This is a genomic window from Pseudoalteromonas sp. 11L1 (assembly GCF_055397545.1).
Genome location: NZ_AP041141.1, coordinates 1,088,079 through 1,108,751 on the forward strand (window position 1 = coordinate 1,088,079; position 20,673 = coordinate 1,108,751).

General features: G+C 41.1%; 18 protein-coding genes. 17 read left to right on the forward strand and 1 reads right to left on the reverse strand.

Features of this window, described 5'->3' with window-relative positions; genetic code table 11:
• Positions 1–27: 27 nt before the first annotated feature.
• From cutA to ACZ5WS_RS05120, 15 genes are all read left to right on the forward strand, one after another.
• Positions 28–348 (forward strand): divalent-cation tolerance protein CutA, encoded by a 321-nt coding sequence (cutA, locus tag ACZ5WS_RS05050; RefSeq protein ID WP_010391672.1) that lies wholly within the window; start codon positions 28–30, stop codon positions 346–348.
• A complete protein-coding gene (locus ACZ5WS_RS05055; RefSeq protein WP_464710951.1) occupies positions 348–2,153 on the forward strand; it encodes a protein-disulfide reductase DsbD in 1,806 nt (601 codons plus the stop codon). Before cutA ends, ACZ5WS_RS05055 begins: the two co-directional genes overlap by 1 nt.
• Positions 2,154–2,382: 229 nt before the next feature.
• Positions 2,383–2,835, forward strand: coding sequence for a type II 3-dehydroquinate dehydratase (gene aroQ / locus ACZ5WS_RS05060; RefSeq protein WP_010391676.1), 453 nt, complete (start codon positions 2,383–2,385; stop codon positions 2,833–2,835).
• Positions 2,836–2,868: 33 nt separating this feature from the next.
• On the forward strand, positions 2,869–3,336 hold the full coding sequence (accB, locus tag ACZ5WS_RS05065; protein ID WP_464710953.1) for an acetyl-CoA carboxylase biotin carboxyl carrier protein: 468 nt from the start codon (positions 2,869–2,871) through the stop codon (positions 3,334–3,336).
• Positions 3,337–3,362: 26 nt separating this feature from the next.
• Positions 3,363–4,703: an acetyl-CoA carboxylase biotin carboxylase subunit gene (accC, locus tag ACZ5WS_RS05070; RefSeq protein WP_008113500.1), complete on the forward strand. Its 1,341-nt coding sequence runs from the start codon at positions 3,363–3,365 to the stop codon at positions 4,701–4,703.
• A 126-nt stretch (positions 4,704–4,829) separates the two neighbouring features.
• On the forward strand, positions 4,830–5,297 hold the full coding sequence (gene tsaE / locus ACZ5WS_RS05075; protein WP_021033095.1) for a tRNA (adenosine(37)-N6)-threonylcarbamoyltransferase complex ATPase subunit type 1 TsaE: 468 nt from the start codon (positions 4,830–4,832) through the stop codon (positions 5,295–5,297).
• A 28-nt stretch (positions 5,298–5,325) separates the two neighbouring features.
• Positions 5,326–6,669: an N-acetylmuramoyl-L-alanine amidase gene (locus tag ACZ5WS_RS05080; protein ID WP_138604967.1), complete on the forward strand. Its 1,344-nt coding sequence runs from the start codon at positions 5,326–5,328 to the stop codon at positions 6,667–6,669.
• Positions 6,670–6,699: 30 nt separating this feature from the next.
• A complete protein-coding gene (gene mutL / locus ACZ5WS_RS05085) occupies positions 6,700–8,526 on the forward strand; it encodes a DNA mismatch repair endonuclease MutL (RefSeq protein ID WP_464710956.1) in 1,827 nt (608 codons plus the stop codon).
• Positions 8,527–8,536: 10 nt separating this feature from the next.
• Complete coding sequence (gene miaA, locus ACZ5WS_RS05090; protein ID WP_464710958.1) at positions 8,537–9,454, forward strand: tRNA (adenosine(37)-N6)-dimethylallyltransferase MiaA; 918 nt, start codon at positions 8,537–8,539, stop codon at positions 9,452–9,454.
• Positions 9,455–9,535: 81 nt separating this feature from the next.
• Complete coding sequence (hfq, locus tag ACZ5WS_RS05095; RefSeq protein ID WP_008113494.1) at positions 9,536–9,799, forward strand: RNA chaperone Hfq; 264 nt, start codon at positions 9,536–9,538, stop codon at positions 9,797–9,799.
• 16 nt (positions 9,800–9,815) lie between these two features.
• Positions 9,816–11,099: a ribosome rescue GTPase HflX gene (gene hflX, locus ACZ5WS_RS05100; protein WP_010391685.1), complete on the forward strand. Its 1,284-nt coding sequence runs from the start codon at positions 9,816–9,818 to the stop codon at positions 11,097–11,099.
• Between the two features lie 106 nt (positions 11,100–11,205).
• Entirely contained in the window at positions 11,206–12,375 is a 1,170-nt protein-coding gene (hflK, locus tag ACZ5WS_RS05105; RefSeq protein WP_010391686.1) for an FtsH protease activity modulator HflK, read from the forward strand.
• A gap of 5 nt (positions 12,376–12,380) precedes the next feature.
• Positions 12,381–13,259: a protease modulator HflC gene (gene hflC / locus ACZ5WS_RS05110; RefSeq protein ID WP_010391687.1), complete on the forward strand. Its 879-nt coding sequence runs from the start codon at positions 12,381–12,383 to the stop codon at positions 13,257–13,259.
• Between the two features lie 208 nt (positions 13,260–13,467).
• Entirely contained in the window at positions 13,468–14,781 is a 1,314-nt protein-coding gene (locus tag ACZ5WS_RS05115) for an adenylosuccinate synthase (RefSeq protein WP_010391689.1), read from the forward strand.
• A gap of 123 nt (positions 14,782–14,904) precedes the next feature.
• The gene (locus tag ACZ5WS_RS05120) at positions 14,905–15,543 is read left to right on the forward strand and encodes a tetratricopeptide repeat protein (protein WP_054202658.1); all 639 of its coding nucleotides are present in this window, start codon (positions 14,905–14,907) and stop codon (positions 15,541–15,543) included.
• A 43-nt stretch (positions 15,544–15,586) separates the two neighbouring features.
• Here the strand turns inward: ACZ5WS_RS05120 and ACZ5WS_RS05125 are convergent, their stop codons facing one another.
• Positions 15,587–17,446, reverse strand: coding sequence for a cation:proton antiporter (locus ACZ5WS_RS05125; RefSeq protein ID WP_464710960.1), 1,860 nt, complete (start codon positions 17,444–17,446; stop codon positions 15,587–15,589).
• An 864-nt stretch (positions 17,447–18,310) separates the two neighbouring features.
• Here ACZ5WS_RS05125 and proB point away from each other — a divergent pair.
• Positions 18,311–19,417 (forward strand): glutamate 5-kinase, encoded by a 1,107-nt coding sequence (gene proB / locus ACZ5WS_RS05130; protein ID WP_010391693.1) that lies wholly within the window; start codon positions 18,311–18,313, stop codon positions 19,415–19,417.
• On the forward strand, positions 19,414–20,661 hold the full coding sequence (locus ACZ5WS_RS05135; protein WP_464710962.1) for a glutamate-5-semialdehyde dehydrogenase: 1,248 nt from the start codon (positions 19,414–19,416) through the stop codon (positions 20,659–20,661). The genes proB and ACZ5WS_RS05135 overlap by 4 nt, the downstream gene beginning before the upstream one ends.
• Positions 20,662–20,673: the final 12 nt, after the last annotated feature.

A 20,673-nucleotide genomic window follows, 5' to 3' on the forward strand; every position in this document is an offset into this window, starting at 1 on the left:
ACCCCCATAAACAAGTAAAGGTTCACTATGACAACGCAATTTAAACTTATTTTTACCACTTGCAAAGATAACGATGAAGCCCGTTTATTGGCTATGGCGCTAATAGAAAAGAAACTAGCCGCTTGTGTAAATATTTTACCGGCCATGAGTTCTATTTACATATGGGAAGGTGAAGTAGCTGAAGCAACAGAAGTGAAGCTACTAATTAAAACCAAAGCTGACAAAATGAACGATGTATTTTTAACCTTAAAAGATCTTCACAGCTACGAAGTACCAGAAATACAAGTTGTTGATGTGGCAACGGGGAACTTGGCTTACTTTAATTGGATGGATGAGGTACTTCATTAATGCGCTTTATTTTATTTTTTTTATTAAGTGTTTTAATGGCGCCTGCTTGGGCAACACAAAATACCCTTGAAGATTTTCTCAAACCTACTCAGCATACATTTTTACCAGTCAATGAAGCGTTTGTATTTGATTTTGACCAGCAAGGCAGTACGTTATTTGTTGGTTGGGATATCGCTGATGACTATTATCTATATAAAGACAAAATAGAAATTATTGCCAAAGGTGCCAGCATTGACGTGCCTGAGTTGGGCTCTGGTGAAATAATTGAAGATGAGTTTTTTGGCAAAACTGAGGTGTTTTTTAATTCTATCAGCGTTATTAGCAAGTTGAGTAATGTCAGTGAAGATGGCGTTGTTAAAGTGCGCTATCAAGGCTGTGCAAAAGCAGGGCTGTGTTATCCACCTGAAATCATCAGCATTCCATTAAGTATACTGGCAAGTGAAACTAATACTAATGAAAATACAGCAGCAAGTAGTACATTTGCGGCACTTAGCCAACCTGTAGAAAAACCTGTTACTACAGCCACACCCGAGAAAGAGCTCACCTTTACAGAGCAGTTAGCCAGCCAAAGCTTAATGGTTAATTTAGCTATATTTTTTGCTGTGGGCGTAGGTTTGGCATTTACACCCTGTGTATTTCCGATGTTTCCTATTTTATCTAGCTTAATTGCGGGTCAAAAGAACCTGTCTACCAAAAAAGCATTCGCCCTATCATTTGTTTATATTCAAGGTATGGCGGTTACCTATGCCGCATTGGGGTTAGTGGTTGCTGCATTAGGCGGCCAAGTACAAGGTTACTTACAGCACCCATATGTATTGATAAGTTTTAGTTTATTGTTTGTGTTGTTGGCTATGTCGATGTTCGGTTGGTACGAAATAAAGTTACCCAGCGGCATGATGAACAAGCTAACCCAAGTGAGTAACAGTCAAAAAGGCGGTAACTACATTGGAGTATTCCTGATGGGGGTTTTATCAGGGCTTATTGCATCACCTTGTACCACTGCGCCTTTATCAGCCGCATTATTATTTGTGGCACAAAGCGGCGATTACTTAGTGGGTGGACTAACGCTTTATGTACTTAGCCTAGGAATGGGTTTACCGTTGTTACTCCTTGGTACATCGGGAGGTAAGTTATTACCGAAAGCTGGCGGATGGATGGAACAAGTTAAAACCTTATTTGGTTTTATTATGTTAGTTGTGCCACTTATTTTGTTAGAGCGAATTATCGATATCGAGATAATTTTACTATTAGTAGGTCTATTAGCTATCGCCACAGCGCTTTATTTTCATCATTGGCAAAGCGCCCAAGCACAAGGTAAATTAAAAACCTTATTGTGGTTTATGGCTGTTTTATTAGTGCTTACGGGCTTTAATTTAACCAAAAATTATTTTTGGCCAACACAAAACGTGAGCTTGCAAACAACCACGCAAAGCAATGAGTTTAAGCACGTTGCTAACTTAGCCGAGTTGAAGCAAGCAGTTTCACAAGCAAATAGTGAGGGTCGTATGGTAATGGTGGACTTATACGCTGACTGGTGTGTAGCGTGTAAAGAGTTTGAGCATTACACATTTCCTGACCCGCAAGTGCAAAGTGAGTTTAGTAATTATCAACTGATTCAAATTGACTTAACCCAAAGCGATAATGAAACAATTGAGCTAATGGAAGCATATTCAGTGTTTGGTTTACCGAGTATTTTATTCTTCAATACTCAAGGTGAAGAGTTAAGTACACAACGTGTAACTGGCTTTTTAAATGCAGATGATTTTGCTAAGCACCTAGCTGCAGTGCGTGCCAGCGCTGAATAACCATTCTTTATGGCATAACATGATTGGTAATGTTGTGCCATTATTCCCCCTTAAGACATGTCCCCAAAATAGAGATTAGACCAGTATTTTGCTGCTATTTACTTCGAAATCACTATAATAGTTGGTTAACGTGAGGAATTGTTGCTATCTTACTTTTTTCTGCTTACTTTTTAGAGAAAAACTAGTTGGTAACCGCTTAACTCATTACTTATAGGATATATCGCGTATTATGGCTGCAAAATTAAAGATTTTAGTTATAAATGGCCCAAATTTAAACATGCTAGGAAAGCGTGAACCTGATAAGTACGGTTCGCATTCTTTAGAGCATATTGTGAGCGAGTTAAACAGCGCTGCTAATAGTTTAGGTGTGGAGTTAACGCATTTTCAAAGTAATAGTGAACAAGCGCTCATTGAACGCATTCATGATGCTTGGCAAGCGGTTGATTACATAATAATTAACCCTGCAGCATTTACGCACACAAGCGTCGCATTACGTGATGCATTGCTAAGCGTTGATATTCCGTTTTTTGAAGTGCACTTAAGTAATGTGCATGCACGTGAAACGTTTCGCCATCATTCTTATTTTTCTGATGTGGCGCAAGGCGTTATTTGTGGATTAGGTGCAATGGGTTATCACGCTGCTTTAAATGCAGCAGTCAGCCGATTGCAAAACTCAAACTAAATTTAAACTAACAAACTAATAGGCGGGCCGTTTATGGATATTCGCAAGATCAAAAAACTAATTGAATTAGTAGAAGAATCAGGTATTGCAGAACTAGAAATCACTGAAGGTGAAGAATCAGTACGTATTAACCGTAATAACATGAGTGCCGGTCCTGCGTACGCGCAATTCGCACCTCAACAATACGCCCCAGCAGCACCTGCTCCAGCCGCGACTGCACCATCAGCACCTGCAGCCGCAGAGTCTGAAGCATCTGCAGGCCCTACAGGTCATCAAGTTAAATCACCTATGGTAGGTTCTTTTTACGCAGCAGCTTCTCCAGAAGCACCAGCATATGTTGAAGTGGGCTCTCAGGTTAAAGTTGGCGACACGCTATGTATCGTTGAAGCAATGAAAATGATGAACCAAATTGAGTCAGATAAAGCCGGTACAGTAAAAGCTATCTTAGTAGAAAACGGCGAGCCAGTAGAATTTGATCAACCTTTATTCATCATTGAATAATAGCGCAACGTAAAAGGCCAACTCTCATGTTAGATAAAGTAGTCATTGCAAACCGAGGTGAAATTGCACTTCGTATATTGCGCGCCTGCAAAGAGCTTGGGATCAAAACGGTTGCTGTGCATTCAACGGCGGATCGCGATCTTAAGCACGTATTACTAGCAGATGAAACCATCTGTATTGGTAAACCAGCAGCAACTGAAAGTTACTTAGACATCCCACGCATTATTGCCGCAGCAGAAATTACTGATGCAGTCGCTATCCACCCAGGTTATGGTTTTCTTGCTGAAAATGCAGACTTTGCAGACCAAGTTGAGCAAAGTGGCTTTGTATTTATCGGTCCTCGTGGCGATACTATTCGTCTAATGGGCGATAAAGTATCGGCAATCGAAGCGATGCGTAAAGCGGGTGTTCCTTGTGTACCTGGCTCTGATGGTCCGGTATCGGATGATAAAGAACGCAACATGCAAATTGCTAAGCGTATTGGTTACCCGGTAATTATTAAAGCAGCTGGCGGTGGCGGTGGCCGTGGTATGCGTGTTGTTCGCAACGAAGCTGAGTTAATCAATTCAATTGCTCTAACCCAACAAGAAGCGAAACAGTTCTTTGGCAACAGCATGGTTTACATGGAGAAATTCCTTGAAAACCCACGCCACATCGAAGTACAAGTATTGGCCGACGGTCAAGGCAATGCGGTTCACTTAGGTGAGCGTGATTGTTCAATGCAACGTCGCCACCAAAAAGTAGTGGAAGAGGCGCCAGCACCAGGGATTACTGCAGAAGTACGTAAGTTCATTGGTGAGCGTTGTACACGCGCATGTATCGAAATTGGTTATCGTGGTGCGGGGACGTTTGAGTTCTTATACGAGAACGGTGAATTTTACTTCATTGAAATGAACACCCGTATTCAGGTTGAGCACCCAGTAACTGAAATGGTCACCGGTGTTGATTTAATCAAAGAGCAATTAAAAATTGCCGCTGGTCAGCCTTTATCATTCACTCAAGAAGATGTGGTTATTCGTGGCCATGCTATTGAGTGTCGTATTAATGCTGAAGACCCAGAAACCTTTATTCCATCACCTGGTAAAATTACCCGTTTTCATCCAGCTGGTGGTTTAGGTATTCGTTGGGACAGTCATATTTACGCTGACTACACCGTTCCTCCACATTACGATTCTATGATTGGTAAGCTGATCACTTACGGTGAAAACCGTGATGTCGCTATCGCCCGAGCACGTAATGCGCTTAATGAACTCGTTATCGATGGTATTAAAACCAATACGCCACTGCATAAACGTATTCTTGCAGATGAAAACTTCAAAAATGGTGGCACAAATATCCACTACCTTGAGAAGAAATTAGGACTGTAAAGTCCATGCTAATTAAAAACCGGCTTAAGCCGGTTTTTTTATCTTTAAAAAAGAGGCAGTATCACCTTAAATAAATAATCTGGTATGATTAACAAATATGCGCTTTTCGTAAATTTTGAGGTAATCATGTCGTGTAGTTTTAATTTTCATTTAGTCGATGAAAATGCCACTGTTGCTATGGGTAATAAATTAGCTGCCATAATAGAGCAGGGCGCAGTTATTTATTTGCATGGTGACTTAGGGGCCGGTAAAACGACATTTACTCGCGGTATAGTGCAAGGTTTTGGTCATACAGGTAAGGTTAAAAGTCCCACTTATACACTTGTTGAACCCTACGAGCTTGTGCGTGGCAATGTTTATCACTTTGACTTATACCGATTAGGTGACCCAGAAGAGCTTGAATTTATGGGGATTCGCGATTATTTTTCAGAAACGGCAACTTGTATTGTTGAGTGGCCGGAAAAAGGCGGAGAATTTATTCCTGTTCCCGATCTAAATGCTACGCTAAGTTATGTAGGTGATGAGCGTAAAATTGTTATTAACAGTGCGAGTGAGCGTGGTGTAGCAATTGTCAAAAAACTAAATAATAGATAATAAAATAGTTAAGGCAGTGATTATCAAAATGAGTCGTGGTTTAGTTAAACTTTTTATTTACCTCATGGTTTTTACAGTGAGCTTGCCATTGTGGGCGCAAAACACTATTAATAGTGTGCGTGTCTGGCCATCACCTGATAGCACTCGGGTGGTGTTTGATCTCGATGATAAACCCGACTTCAGTTACTTTATGCTAAAAAACCCAAGTCGTTTAGTGGTTGATTTAGAAAACACTGATGAATTAAAAAAATTGCCAGGTGTGCCACCAAAACATCAAATTGTTAGCAAGTTACGTTACTCAAAACCTAAAAATAAACGCAGCGTGCGTTTAGTGTTTGAATTAAATGGGCCAGTTAAACCGGTTATATTTGCACTTGCCCCCACAGGCCCTTATAAAAACAGGTTGGTGGTCGACTTATACGACAAAAGCCAATCAAAAGGGGCGGTTAGCCCGGCACAAACGGCGGCTAAAAAACGCCAGTTAAGCCAAGAGCGCGATATTGTAATTGCTATTGATGCAGGCCATGGTGGTGAAGACCCAGGTTCCATTGGCCCATCAGGTACTTACGAAAAAGACATCACTTTGCAAATTGCCAAGCGTTTAGAGCGCATGATTGATGCTGAGCGCGGTATGATTTCGCGTATGGTTCGCAGTGGCGATTACTTTGTTAAACTTAATACACGGACTAATCGCGCTCGCCAGAAAAAAGCCGATTTTTTTGTCTCTATTCATGCAGATGCGTTTACCAGTCCGGGACCCAATGGTGCTTCTGTATGGGTGTTGTCGCTGCGACGTGCCAATTCAGAGATTGGTAAATGGATTGAGGATAAAGAAAAACACTCAGAGTTACTTGGCGGTGCTGCCGATGTAATTAAAGATGCTGCAAATGAAAAGTACTTAGCACAAGCCTTGCTTGATATGTCGATGGATCATTCCATGAAAACAGGGCTAAGTGTTGCAGATGAAGTGATAAAAGAATTAAAAAAAGTAGCAAAAATGCACAAAAAGGCACCGCAACATGCCAGCCTTGCAGTATTGAAGTCGCCAGATATTCCGTCTATTTTGGTTGAAACTGGGTTTATCTCTAACCCTCGTGAAGAACGACTACTAAAAAGCGCCAATCACCAAGAACGTTTGGCGAAAGCGATGTTTACCTCAATTAAAAATTACTATTTACGCAACCCGCCTGACGACTCACTGTTTGCGTCATTAAAGTCTCAATACCCAACAAAGCACAAGGTACGTCCGGGGGAGTCACTGAGTATGTTGGCAGGTCGATATGGCGTTAGTATCAGTAAAATAAAACAGGTTAATAAGCTCAGTTCAAATACGCTATTTATTGGCCAGGAACTTGATATTCCTCAGAGTTAATTTTAAAAGCGCACAACATTTAAGGTTTTTATGAGTATTGAAATATTACCTGCGCGCTTGGCAAACCAAATTGCGGCGGGTGAAGTTGTTGAGCGTCCCGCGTCGGTGGTTAAAGAGTTAGTAGAAAATAGCCTAGATGCAGGTGCGACACGTATTCAAATAGATATTGAACGCGGTGGTCATAAGCTGATTCGAATTCGTGATAATGGTTCAGGCATTGCAAAAGAGGAGCTCACATTAGCGCTTTCTCGCCATGCTACCAGTAAACTAAAGTCGCTCGATGACTTAGAAAATATTTGCTCTTTAGGCTTTAGAGGCGAAGCTCTCGCGTCTATTAGCTCGGTATCTCGCTTAACCTTAAGCTCTAAGCCCGAACAGCAAGAAGCCGCTTGGCAAGCCTTTGCACAAGGCAGAGATATGGCCGTAGAGGTAAAGCCTGTGGCACATCCCAGCGGTACCACAATTGAAGTAAAAGATTTATTTTTTAATACCCCAGCACGGCGTAAGTTTTTACGTACCGAAAAAACTGAGTTTAGCCATATTGATGAGCTTATAAAGCGGATTGCACTGAGTCGCTTTGACGTATCAATTACGTTAACCCATAACGAAAAAGTGGTGCGTCAGTATCGTCCTAAAACCGAACCTGCTCAAGCGATTACACGAGTTGCCCAAGTGGCGGGTAAAGCGTTTGCAGAGCAAGGACTGCATATTCAATCAGGTGAAGCAGGGCTGCAACTAAATGGTTGGGTGCTCCCGGTTGGCTCGGCTAATACTACACAGTACACCTATGTAAATAATCGTATGATGCGCGATAAACTTATTTTGCACGCTATTCGCCAAGCATTTGAAGAAGTCAGCGGTGAGCAAGAGTTACCTGGGTTTGTGATTTATATTGATATAGATCCACGTCAAGTGGATGTAAACGTACATCCTGCTAAACATGAGGTGCGCTTTCATCAAGGGCGCTTAGTGCACGACTTTATTTTACAAGCGATAAAACAAGTTGTTGTGCCCCTGCAAGCTGAGTTTTCAAACTCCAGTGAAGCTAATGATAATAGCCCACCGGTGGCTGCATTTAATGCACACACTACTACCAGTAGTGAACCGTTTGATTACCCTAAGTCGTCATTACAGCCTAGTCGGTCATCTTCAGCGCATAGCACAACTTATAGTGCTGCAACTCAAGGTACAGGTAATCAACAACGTGCTGAAAGTCGAAATTACCATGACGTAAATGCGTTTTATCAAGGTGTGAGTGAGCAGCAAGCACATCACTTTGATAATCCAGAACCATTTGTGCAATTAGATGAGACTCAAGTATCAGATACAGCGCTTCGTACTGTCGATATAATAACCATTGAACAGGGCGCTTGTGTGTTTAATGATGAAAACCAACTTTATTGTGCACACTTTAAATATGCGCTAGCGGATGATTGGCTTGCACAAATTAAAGAGCAAGGCAGCCTTGAGGGCAAAGCATTGTTATTACCCGTACGGGTCAATGTCTCAAAACAAGATATCGAACTGCTGGCTACGCAACAATCATGGTTTACTTTGCTTGGCTTTGAACTTTTAATTGAAAAACAATTTGTTATGGTAAAGAAGTTGCCTGTTTGCTTGTACTTACTTGACGTGAGTGCCGCAGTCGATGCCTTACTTGATGGGTGTAAAGCTCAGTTAGAAAGTATTGATCAGTGGCTAGCGTGGCAGGTAAATGTAATACCTACACGGTTCTATGCCAGTAAAGCCTTTGCAGTACAGCAAACTCGCTTACAAAATAATGCGCAAACAATTGAACGTTTACGTGAAAAAGCAGTTAAAATAGATCTAAAGTCTTATCTAGCGCAATTTAATTAGGGTATTCGAGTTGAGTAATTTACCGGTCATATTTTTAATGGGCCCCACCGCTGCTGGTAAAACAGCATTGGCAATTTCACTGTGTGAGCATTTAAATACTGAAATTATCAGCGTTGATTCGGCACTGGTTTATAAAGGTATGGATATTGGTACCGCTAAACCGGATGCCGGCGAACTAGCACGTGCACCCCATCACCTAATTGACTTACTCGACCCAAGCGAAACCTATTCAGTAGCTGATTTTAGACGCGATGCGATAGAAAAAATTGATAAATTTCATCAACAAGGTAAAGTGCCTGTACTGGTTGGAGGTACAATGATGTACTTTAAAGCCCTTATTGATGGATTATCCCCTCTACCAGAGGCTGATGAGCAGATAAGAGCTGAGCTTGAAGTACAGGCGAAACAGTACGGTTGGCCACATTTATATCAAGAGCTATTAAAAGTAGATCCACAAGCTGCGAAAAAGATGAGTGAAAATGATTCACAACGAATTAATCGCGCTTTAGAGGTTTACCGTATAACAGGTAAAACAATGACTGAATTGCAAAAGCAAAAACAGCCACCTTTACCTTATACTTTTCATCAATTTGCTATTGCTCCAGATGATCGTAAAGAGTTACATCAGCGAATTGCAGAAAGGTTTAAAATAATGATTGAACAGGGGTTTGAAAAAGAAGTTTCGACCCTATATCTACGTGAGGATTTACATCCCAATATGCCTTCTATTCGTTGTGTAGGTTATAGACAGATGTGGGATTACCTTGCGGGTGAAATAGACCATGATGAAATGGTTTTTCGCGGTATTGCTGCCACTCGTCAATTGGCTAAGCGTCAATTAACGTGGTTAAGAAGTTGGCCTGACGTTACGTGGTTAACAACCGGTGATGAAGAAAACTTGCATCGTGTAGTAAGTTCGCTAAGCTAGTAGTAGCTGGACAAAATTTAGCTTTATTAAATTAGTTCAGCCACTTAATTATAATAACACCTAGAACGAAGGAATAATAACATGGCAAAAGGCCAATCGTTACAAGACCCATTTTTAAATGCATTACGCCGCGAGCGCATTCCAGTATCAATCTTTTTGGTAAATGGCATAAAATTACAAGGTAAAATTCAGTCATTTGACCAATTTGTAATTTTACTGGAAAACACTGTTAATCAAATGGTGTATAAACATGCAATTTCAACAGTTGTACCTGCACGCGCAGTCAACTTCCAAGGTGTACAGGGAAATGAAGACACTGAAGAAACTGAACCAGGAAACTTTTAAATTAGGAGCGTAATGCTTGTTTGACCGCTATGAATCTGGCGAACAGGCAATTTTAGTCCATATCGACCTACCTAAAGATGGGGATCGCGAAGATCTTCATGAATTAGAAATGTTGGTATCTTCTGCTGGTGTTAGTAGTTTGGCGGTTGTGCAAGGCAGCCGTCAAGCACCACATCCCAAGCTATTTGTCGGTACCGGCAAAGCGGAAGAAATAGCTGAAATTGTCAAAATCCACAATGCCGATGTTGTCATTTTTAACCATCAGTTGAGTCCGTCTCAAGAACGCAATTTAGAGCGTGTTTGCCAATGTCGGGTACTTGATAGAACAACACTTATTCTTGATATTTTTGCTCAGCGTGCCCGTACTCATGAAGGTAAGCTTCAGGTTGAGTTGGCGCAGCTTCGTCACATGTCTACACGTTTAATTCGTGGTTGGACCCACCTTGAGCGCCAAAAAGGGGGGATAGGCTTACGTGGTCCGGGTGAAACGCAGCTAGAAACCGATCGACGTTTATTGCGCGCACGTATTAAAAATATTCGTGCACGACTAGCGAAAGTGGCTGTTCAGCGTGAGCAAGGTCGACGTGCTCGTACGCGCAATGAAATTCCAACAGTGTCGCTGGTGGGTTACACTAATGCCGGAAAATCAACACTGTTTAATTATATTACCGATTCAGATGTATATGCAGCCGATCAGCTATTCGCCACACTAGATCCAACACTGCGTAAACTCGATATTGGTGATGTAGGTTCTGTTATTTTAGCCGATACTGTAGGGTTTATTCGACACTTACCGCATGATTTGGTAGCTGCATTTAAAGCAACTCTGACCGAGACGCGTGAAGCCGATTTACAACTGCATGTGATAGATGTAGCTGATCCTCGCCGAAAAGAAAATATTGAACAGGTACAAGAAGTCCTCAAAGAAATTGAAGCCGACGAGGTACCGCAGTTATTAGTTTATAACAAAATTGATGCGCTGGATGAGGTAACGCCACGTATTGATCGTGATGACGAGGGCCAACCTATAAGGGTATGGCTATCTGCAAAAACTGGCGAAGGCTGTGAATTACTCAGTGAAGCTATTAGCGATTTACTCGCTAAGCAAATGCTTAATGAAACGTTATTACTCGCACCACAATATGGGCGTTTAAGAGCATCACTATTTAATTTAAGTGCAGTACACAATGAGCGGTTTGATGAACAAGGTAATTGGTTGCTTGATGTACGATTGCCTATGATTGAGTGGAACCGTTTAATTAAAGATTTTGGTCCTGAAATTGAAAGTTTTATTAGCTGAGATTAAAAACTGCAAGATTAATGTCGGTTTTAGTATAAGAAACGCAGAAGATTTGTTAGATTTAACACAATTTCCGAATTTATTTAGATAACAATGGAGTATAGCTATGGCCTGGAATGAACCGGGTAATAATGGCAATGACAAAGATCCGTGGAATAACAAAGGCGGACGTGATCAAGGCCCACCTGATTTAGACGAGGTGTTCCGTAAATTCAGTAACAAGTTTAACGGCTTATTTGGCGGTAAAAAATCCGGCAATGGTAGCGGCGGTGGACTTGGCGGAGCCGGTATTTCATTTGTACTTATTATCGCTGCAATTGTATGGGCGTTAAGCGGTATTTATACGGTGAAAGAAGCTGAGCGCGGCGTCGTTCTTCAATTTGGTAAGTTTGACCGAATTGCAGATCCTGGTTTGCGTTGGAAAATGACCTTTGTTGAAACGGTTATTCCAGTCGATATCGAAGCTGTTCGCTCGTTATCAGCATCAGGTTTTATGCTAACCGAAGATGAAAACGTAGTAAGCGTTGAATTTGAAGTACAGTATCGAGTAATCGACCCTTACTTGTACAAGTTTAGTGTCACTAATGCTGACAGCAGCCTTGAAGAAGCATTAGATAGTGCGCTGCGTTATGTTGTTGGCCATTCAAAAATGGACCAAGTACTGACAAACGGCCGTGAAGTTGTACGTCAAAATACTTGGGATGAGCTAAATCAAATCATCGAACCTTATAACTTAGGTTTAATCGTAACTGACGTTAACTTCAAGGACTCTCGTCCACCAATGGAAGTTAAAGATGCGTTTGATGATGCAATTGCGGCCCAAGAGGATGAGCAACGCTTTATTCGTGAAGCAGAAGCGTATGCCCGTGAAATTGAACCGCGTGCGCGTGGTCAAGTGACTCGTATGACGCAAGAAGCTGAAGGTTACCAAGAACGTATTACTTTAGAAGCGCAAGGTGAAGTGGCTCGTTTTGAGAAATTACTTCCAGAATACCAAGCAGCTAAAGAAGTAACACGTGAGCGTTTATACATAGACACGATGCAAGAAGTGCTAGGTAATAGCTCTAAAGTGTTGGTTGATGTTAAAGGTGGCAACAACATGATGTACCTACCACTTGATAAAATCATGGAAAAACAGGGTTCATCAACACGTATTGCTTTACCTAGCTCAAGCGATATAAACGATTTACGTAACAAGGTAAATACGTCACGCAACAGCACTGTTAATAGTGGTAACGATCGCTTTAACAATGATCGCTTTAACGACGGGAGATAAGAGCAATGAAAAACTTTAGTTTAGTAATCCTATTAGCCGCCATTGTGATGTCTTTTTCGTCGGTGTTCGTGGTCTCTGAAGGGCAAAAGGCGATTGTACTTTTATTTAGTAAAGTGCAAAAAGACAGCGATGATGAAGCTGTAGTTTATGGCCCGGGTTTACACTTAAAAGTCCCATTTTTTAGCCAAGTACGTCGTATTGATGCACGTATTCAAACACTAGATGGCACACCAGATCGCTTTGTAACTAGCGAGAAAAAAGATTTAATCGTTGATTCGTTTGTAAAATGGCGCGTAAACGATTTTAGTTCTTTTTACCTGCGTGCACGTGGTGACAAGCAATACGCTGAAACACTGCTTAAGCAAAAAGTAAATAATGGCCTACGTACTAACTTTGGTACGCGTACTATTCGTGAAATTGTATCTGGTGAGCGTAGCGAGCTGATGGAAGAAGCGTTAGTACAAGCATCTGAAAGTGCTAGTGAGCTGGGTATTGAAGTACTTGATGTGCGTGTTAAGCAAATTAACTTACCACAAGAGGTGAGTAGCTCTATTTACCAACGTATGCGCGCTGAGCGTACTGCAGTTGCTAAAGAGCACCGCTCTGAAGGTCAGGAAAAAGCAGAAACAATTCGTGCAGGCGTTGACCGTCGCGTAACAGTAATGCTTGCCGACGCCGAACGTAATGCTCGTTCTGTTCGTGGTCAAGGTGATGCTGACGCTGCTGCGATTTACGCTAGTGCTTACAATAAAGATCCTGAGTTCTTTAGCTTTGTCCGCTCTTTAGAAGCTTACAAACAAACTTTCAAAGGAAAGCAAGACGTGATGGTGTTATCACCGGATAGCGACTTCTTCCAATACATGAAAGGCGCGAAAGCTCAGTAATCATAGCTTTAGTTAAACTTGAAAGCCCTGCAATTGCAGGGCTTTTTGTTATCTGAATTTTAAGTTTATAAATGACTGTTATTTATGTGATTATTAACGAAACACTGATGTTTACTACCCGCACGAGGAAAAAATAAGCTAAACGGGGTGAACATTGCTTTAGTTTTCTGGTAAAATCTCGTCCTAATTTTCTCTAAGTGAATTTGCAATGGGTAAAAACGTTGTTGTACTAGGCACCCAATGGGGTGACGAAGGTAAGGGTAAGGTAGTTGACCTCCTTACAGATAAAGCATCTTTAGTAGTTCGTTATCAAGGTGGTCATAACGCAGGCCATACTTTAGTGATCGACGGTGAAAAGACAGTTCTACACCTTATTCCATCGGGTGTATTACGTGACAATGTTAAATGTGTGATTGGTAATGGTGTTGTTTTATCACCAGAAGCGCTAATGAAAGAAATTGGCATGCTTGAAGAGCGTGGCGTACCTGTACGTGAACGTCTTTTAATCAGTGAAGCATGTCCGCTAATATTGCCTTTCCATGTTGCATTAGATGTAGCTCGCGAAACTGCGCGTGGCGATAAACCAATCGGTACAACGGGTCGTGGTATCGGTCCAGCGTACGAAGATAAAGTAGCACGTCGTGGTTTACGTGTTGGTGATTTATTCAATCCTGAATTATTTGCTACTAAGTTAAAAGAAGTATTGGAATACCACAACTTCACATTAGTGAACTACTACAAAGTAGACGCTGTTGACTTCCAAAAAACGTTTGATGATGCAATGGCTGTTGCTGATATTTTAAAAGCAATGGTAGTTGATGTAACTGAGCTTTTAGATCAAACGCGTAACGCCGGTGACAACATCTTATTTGAAGGTGCTCAAGGTACACTACTTGATATCGATCATGGTACTTACCCTTATGTAACATCTTCAAACACCACCGCTGGTGGCGTTGCTACAGGTGCGGGTTTTGGCCCATTACACCTTGATTATGTGCTAGGTATCATTAAAGCGTACACAACACGTGTAGGTTCAGGTCCTTTCCCTACAGAGCTTTACGACGGGCTTGATAAGCAAGACCCAGTCGGTAAGCATTTAGGTGACAAAGGCCATGAGTTTGGTGCTACTACAGGTCGTTTACGTCGTACAGGTTGGTTAGATGCAGTGGCTATGCGCCGTGCAGTTCAAATCAACAGCATTTCAGGATTTTGTTTAACTAAACTTGACGTTTTAGATGGTTTAGAAACACTTAAAATCTGTACTGGTTATAAGCTTGAAGATGGTACTGTTACTAACGTGACGCCATTAGCAGCTGAAGGTTACGATAAAGTAACGCCAGTATACGAAGAAATGCCTGGCTGGTCTGAAAATACAGTGGGTGTAACATCGCTTGAAGGCTTACCTAAAGCGGCAATTGATTACATCAAACGTATTGAAGAAATCACTGGCGTACCTGTTGATATTATCTCTACAGGTCCTGATCGTGTTGAAACGATGATACTTCGTAGCCCATTTGCATAATTGGGTTTAAGTTGAAAAAAGCTGCCATGCGCAGCTTTTTTTATGTCTGCAGAAAAGTGACGCTATCAATAGTGGAACGATCTTTGTATATTATTTGGTAAGTTTATTTTTAAAGTGGTTAATATGCGTTTATCTTCTCGTTGCTCAGTGTGGTCATTATCACTACTTACACTTTCTTTATTTAATATAAGCAATAGCTTAGCTGAAGAAAGCCCTGCAGCTGTGCCGCTGTATACTGAATCTGAGTTAATAGCTTTAATTAATGAGAACACTCATCTAGCGCGCGTAAAGGCAGATAATTGCCAGTTAGTGCAAGATATAGAAGCGCGAGCCAATAAAATGGCATTGCCATCATATCAATTCCTATACGGTGATATGCTCGCTTATAAAGTGTGTGTTGAGCGCGACGTTGCTTTAGGTGTGTATTACATGAAAAAAGCGGCTGAGCAGGGCTTAGCGGCTGCATTAGAGCAACTAGGTCGCTACTACGACGTTGGGCAGTTGGTCCAAAAAGACAAAACCATGGCAATAACCTACTTACGTGAGGCGTCAGCGCAAGGCAACTTAAAAGCGCAATTACGATTAGTTGGTTTGTTTAATCAAGGTTATGGTAGTCCAAGAGATTTCGAAGATGCTTATCGTTGGCTGTTTAACACCACGGTAGCTGATAAAGCGACACATAAAAAAATAGAGAGAGCATTAACTAAACTTGCTGAAAAAATGCCAGCCAGTGTCGTTACCCGCGCGCGCTTACCTATGTAAAAAAGCGAGAGTGCTTTTGCCGCACTCTCGCTTTTTTTAGTTATTACTCGTCTTTTTTATTGTCTTTGTCTTTGTTATTGGCAGGATCTTTTAATAGCGATATTTTAGGCGGTTGCAATGCAACTACTCGTTCACCCTCTTGTGGTGGCTTTTCCATATCACTAGTAAAAGGCCTCATTTTCACTGGAGCGTCTTCATCACTGTCTTTATCCCCTTTGAGAATAAACAGTGGAATTGCTTCAGGGTTCATTTCTAAATACTGCTGCCAGCTAAATTCTTCAGATATTCGTGTTGCACTCACTTTACCGCCTTTGGCAATAACGCTGCTTAAGCGTGCATATGCTCCGTTTTCACCAAACAGAATTTGTCGTGATAAGAACGTCGCGCTGTCTTTATTTGCTTTAGCATGTGATGACGATGAGCGTAGTGAAAATACATTTTTTTCATTCAATAAATGAGAAAAATACTGCACCCCTAATGCGTTATGATGACGATTAGGTGAAAGCGCTAAAACACTGCGAATAGTGGTTAAAGGTAAATAGCGTTCAGCATGCTCAGATTGTGGATTACCGTAATAACAAGGCAAACCATCCATACGTGCCATTTTACAGTTTTCCCAAGCAGGATCTGATAAGTGAACGGGAATGTTTTGTTCCTTTAAACCACGAGCAATAGCACGAGATACATGGTTGGCACCAATAATTAAAATAGTATTAGGGGAGGGCTGGCGCACCCCTAGCAACTTAGCAACAGGGATAGCCGTTAAGCTTTGCAGTACCACAGTGACGATAATAACCGTGAATATCAATGGCACCATTTTTTGTGCATCCGCTACACCGGCTTCTATCATACTTAACGCAAATACAGAGCCTACGGCTGCAGCAACTATACCGCGAGGCGCAATCCAAGCCAGCACCAAGCGAGACTTCATTGGTAAATCGGTGCCAAAGGTTGAAATAGCAATACACAACGGGCGCGCAATAAATAGCACAATAGCTAAAAATATAAACACGTCGCTGTCGAGCATCATTAAGTCAGATAGTTGTAATCTGGCAGCGAGTAAAATAAACAAGGTTGAGATCAAAATCATCGACAGATCTTCTTTAAACTCAAGCACCGAATCTATTTCTAGGTCATCTTGATTAGCTAACCAAATACCAAATACAGTCACGGCCAATAAGCCTGACTCATGACTTAAATGGTTTGAAATCGAAAAACTAATTAACACTAACGCTAAAATGCCAAATTTATGCAGCTCAAATGGCAACCATTCGCGGCGCATTAGTTGCGTTGTGATCCAACCCGAAACCACACCAATACTTAAACCAACCCCAACGGTTTTAACTAGTGCAATTATAGTGTGGCTAAGTACTTCACCCTGACCAACTAACATCACAGCTTCAAATACTAATACCGCAAATAAAGCGCCAATAGGATCTATGACTATGCCTTCCCAGCGTAAAATACGGTCAATATCTTGAGTGGGTCGCATTGAGTTAAGCAGTGGCGCAATAACCGTTGGTCCGGTTACAACAAGCACCGCGCCAAGTACTGCTGCGACTCGCCAATTTAGCTCTAATAACCAATAGGCGCTTAAGCTGATAACGATACAGGTCATAAGCATACCAATAGAGCAGAGGTTTCTTACGACTTTACTGATCCCTTTAAGCTCCCGAAAATGCAGCGTTAAAGACCCTTCAAATAAAATCACAGCGACGCTTAAAGACACCACAGGAAAAAGTAAATCGCCTAATAAGGCATCTGGATCTAATACGCCACTAAATGGTCCTAATAAAAGCCCAGTAAGCAACAAAAACAGAATAGCGGGTACTCTGAACGCCCAGGCGACCCATTGGGCTAGCACCGAACACAGTGCAATACCGGCTATATAAATTGCTGACATAGAGTAAAAACTCCTTAATATTAATAATGTTTAAAAGTATAACTGTTACCTACCAGTAATACAGTGGGTATACACGTGTAAATTCAATTTAGCTAATAAATAATACTTATTTATTTAGTGTTAACGTCATTTTCTAAAATGTTATCAAATTTATAGTCTATATAATTCATATTTATAGTAGTCTAACCACATGATACTTAATACAAAAAACACTAGCTTTAGTAGTGTTGACCTATTCAGCTTGAATTTTAGCCTTGATCTAAGCAGCTACTTTAACGTATTATACTTCGTGTTCGAATAATTAGTTATCTAATCAAGTTTGTAGTTTAAATACTAAATTATGTTAGATATAAACATCTTAACTCTCTTACTGATTGTTTTTGCTTTGTTTTGTTATATTTGAACACACAATATCATTTACCGTACTCTTTGGTATGGTTTTGCTCAAAGTGTTTATTTGCTCAATGCAGATAAATAAAAGTTTGAGTTGAACTATTACCTTTCAATATTTAATCCCCATCGTGGCGATTAAATCTCGGTCCTTAAGTCATCACCCTATCTGTTGGTGTACCAGACTTAAGAGGCTCTATGTATGTTGTTAATAAAAAGGCCGCACACAGCTTTTTACAGCGATACATAAACAACACTTTATATTTTTTTAGTTAGTACGATCCGATTTATTTTTTGGGTTAATACTATTTATTTTTTGCATCTCAATTTAAAACGCTAGTTTTAGAGACGGTGTACGTGTGTGTAAAAAGTGTGGGCAATGATAAATAAATTCGACGCTGTGTTTATAAACATGGCGACCTGGTTTCATTCATCTATGTGATGAATACAAATTAAATGGAAAGTTGAGCACTTATGCAAAAGTTAAATTGGCGACGTATCGTACTTAAAGTGGGCAGTGCCTTAATTGCACCCGATCAAGATGGATGTCGTTCACGTTATTTATTAACCATCGCACAGTTTATTGTCCGCTGTCGCGCACGTGGAATTGAGGTTATTTTAGTTTCATCTGGTTCTGTAGCGGCTGGCTCACATTTATTTCCATCAGACCAACCTCGTTCAGTGGTAATGAAAAAAGCGATGGCTGCAGCAGGGCAAACAGAAATGATGGCCATGTGGGATCGTTTCTTTGATTTTCCATCAGCACAGCTATTATTAACTCATGGTGATTTACGTGACCGTGAGCGTTACCAGAGTATCCGTGAAACCGTATTTACATTGTTAGAACACGGCGTGCTACCTATCATTAATGAAAATGATGCAGTAACAACAGATGATTTAAAAGTGGGTGATAACGATAATTTATCAGCCATGGTTGCAGCAGCCGCTGATGCAGATGCATTAATGATTTTCTCTGATGTAGATGGCTTGTATGATAAAAACCCAAATCTGCATGACGATGCCGTATTATTGCCTGAAATAAAATCAATTGATGATTCTATTTATGCTATGGCAGGATGTGCTACCAGTGCGGTAGGTACAGGTGGTATGAAAACCAAGATTGAAGCGGCAGAGAAAGCCACTTCACATGGTATTGCAACTTACATTATTAATGGCTTTAAAGAAGAAACCTTTACTCGCTTGTTAGCCGGTGAAAACCCAGGTAGCGTATTCTTGCCTTATGAAAAACCAATGCAAGATTCTATTCACTGGATGACACATACCGCCAATGAGCAGGGGGAAGTCGTTGTTGAAGGGTCATTTGATGACTCATTAGAAGGTGAAGACGGTTGCTTACGTGGCGATGAGATCAGAGAAGTACATGGCGAGTTTGCTGTGGGCGATACTATCTTAGTTCGCAGTGAAGATGGTACGCGTTTAGCTAAAGCCACAGCAAATTACAGTAGCTGCTTGTTAAACTTTATTGCAGATAACGAGCAGAGTGAATTCAGCGAAAAAATGCAGGATTCAATTGGACCAATTATTTCAGAAAAAGATATCGCATTATTGGAGAAGTCATGAGTTTAATTACGGATATATCACGCCAGGCAGCAAAGGCTGCACATACACTTGCTTTACTCGATACCGAGACTAAAAACAAAGTGTTAACCGATATGGCAGCGGCATTAAGAGAGCAAAAAGAATTTATAATCAAAGAAAATGAAAGTGACCTAAGCGCAGCACGCGACAATAATTTAGCAGCATCAATGATTGACCGTCTAACATTGAATGATGCGCGTATTGAAGCCATGGCTGAGGGTATCGAAGTGATTGTTTCATTAGACGATCCTGTTGGCCAGTTACGTGACATTACTGAACGCCCAAATGGTATTAAAATTCGTAAAATGCGTGTACCACTTGGCGTAGTATGTATGATTTATGAAGCGCGTCCTAATGTAACGGCTGACGCAGGTGCATTGTGCTTTAAGTCAGGTAACGGTGTTATTTTACGCGGTGGTAAAGAAGCGCTGAAAAGCTCACAAGCCATTGCCAGTGTAATGCATAGCGTGCTTACAAAACATGGTCTACCAACTGCGCTAATTTCAGTGATTCCTGATCCTGACCGTGCTTTACTAATGGAATTGATGCAACAACGCGATAGCATTGACTTAATCATCCCTCGTGGTGGTGAAGGCCTAATTAACTATGTTACTGAAAACAGCACAATCCCTGTTATTCAGCATTTTAAAGGCGTTTGTCATTTATATGTAGATAAAGATGCTGATTTAGAAGTAGCACTAAATTTACTGCTTAATGGTAAGACTCAGCGTACTGGTGTATGTAATGCACTTGAGGGTTTAGTGGTACACCAAGATGTAGCTGATGAGTTTTTAAATCTGTGTGCAGTTGTACTTCGTCAAGAAGGTGTAAAAATTAATGCTGACGCCAAAGCGGCTGAATATTTTGATAACGCCACAGTACTTGCCGATAACGAATTTGGTGAAGAGTACTTAGACTTAGAGTTAGCAATTCGTATTGTGCCAAGTTTTGATGCAGCCGTTGAGCACATTGCTCAATTCGGTTCAAATCATACTGAAGTTATCTGTACTAAGGACGATGCGGCGGCAGAGTTATTCCAACGTAGTGTTGATGCGTCGGTTGTTATGGTTAATGCGTCATCACGCTTTTCTGATGGCTCACAACTAGGCTTAGGTGCAGAGATTGGTATTGCAACGACTAAGTTACATGCTTATGGCCCTATGGGACTTGAGTCATTAACCACTGAAAAATATTTAGTTAATGGTGTTGGTCAAGTTCGCGAATAACTAACCCAACTC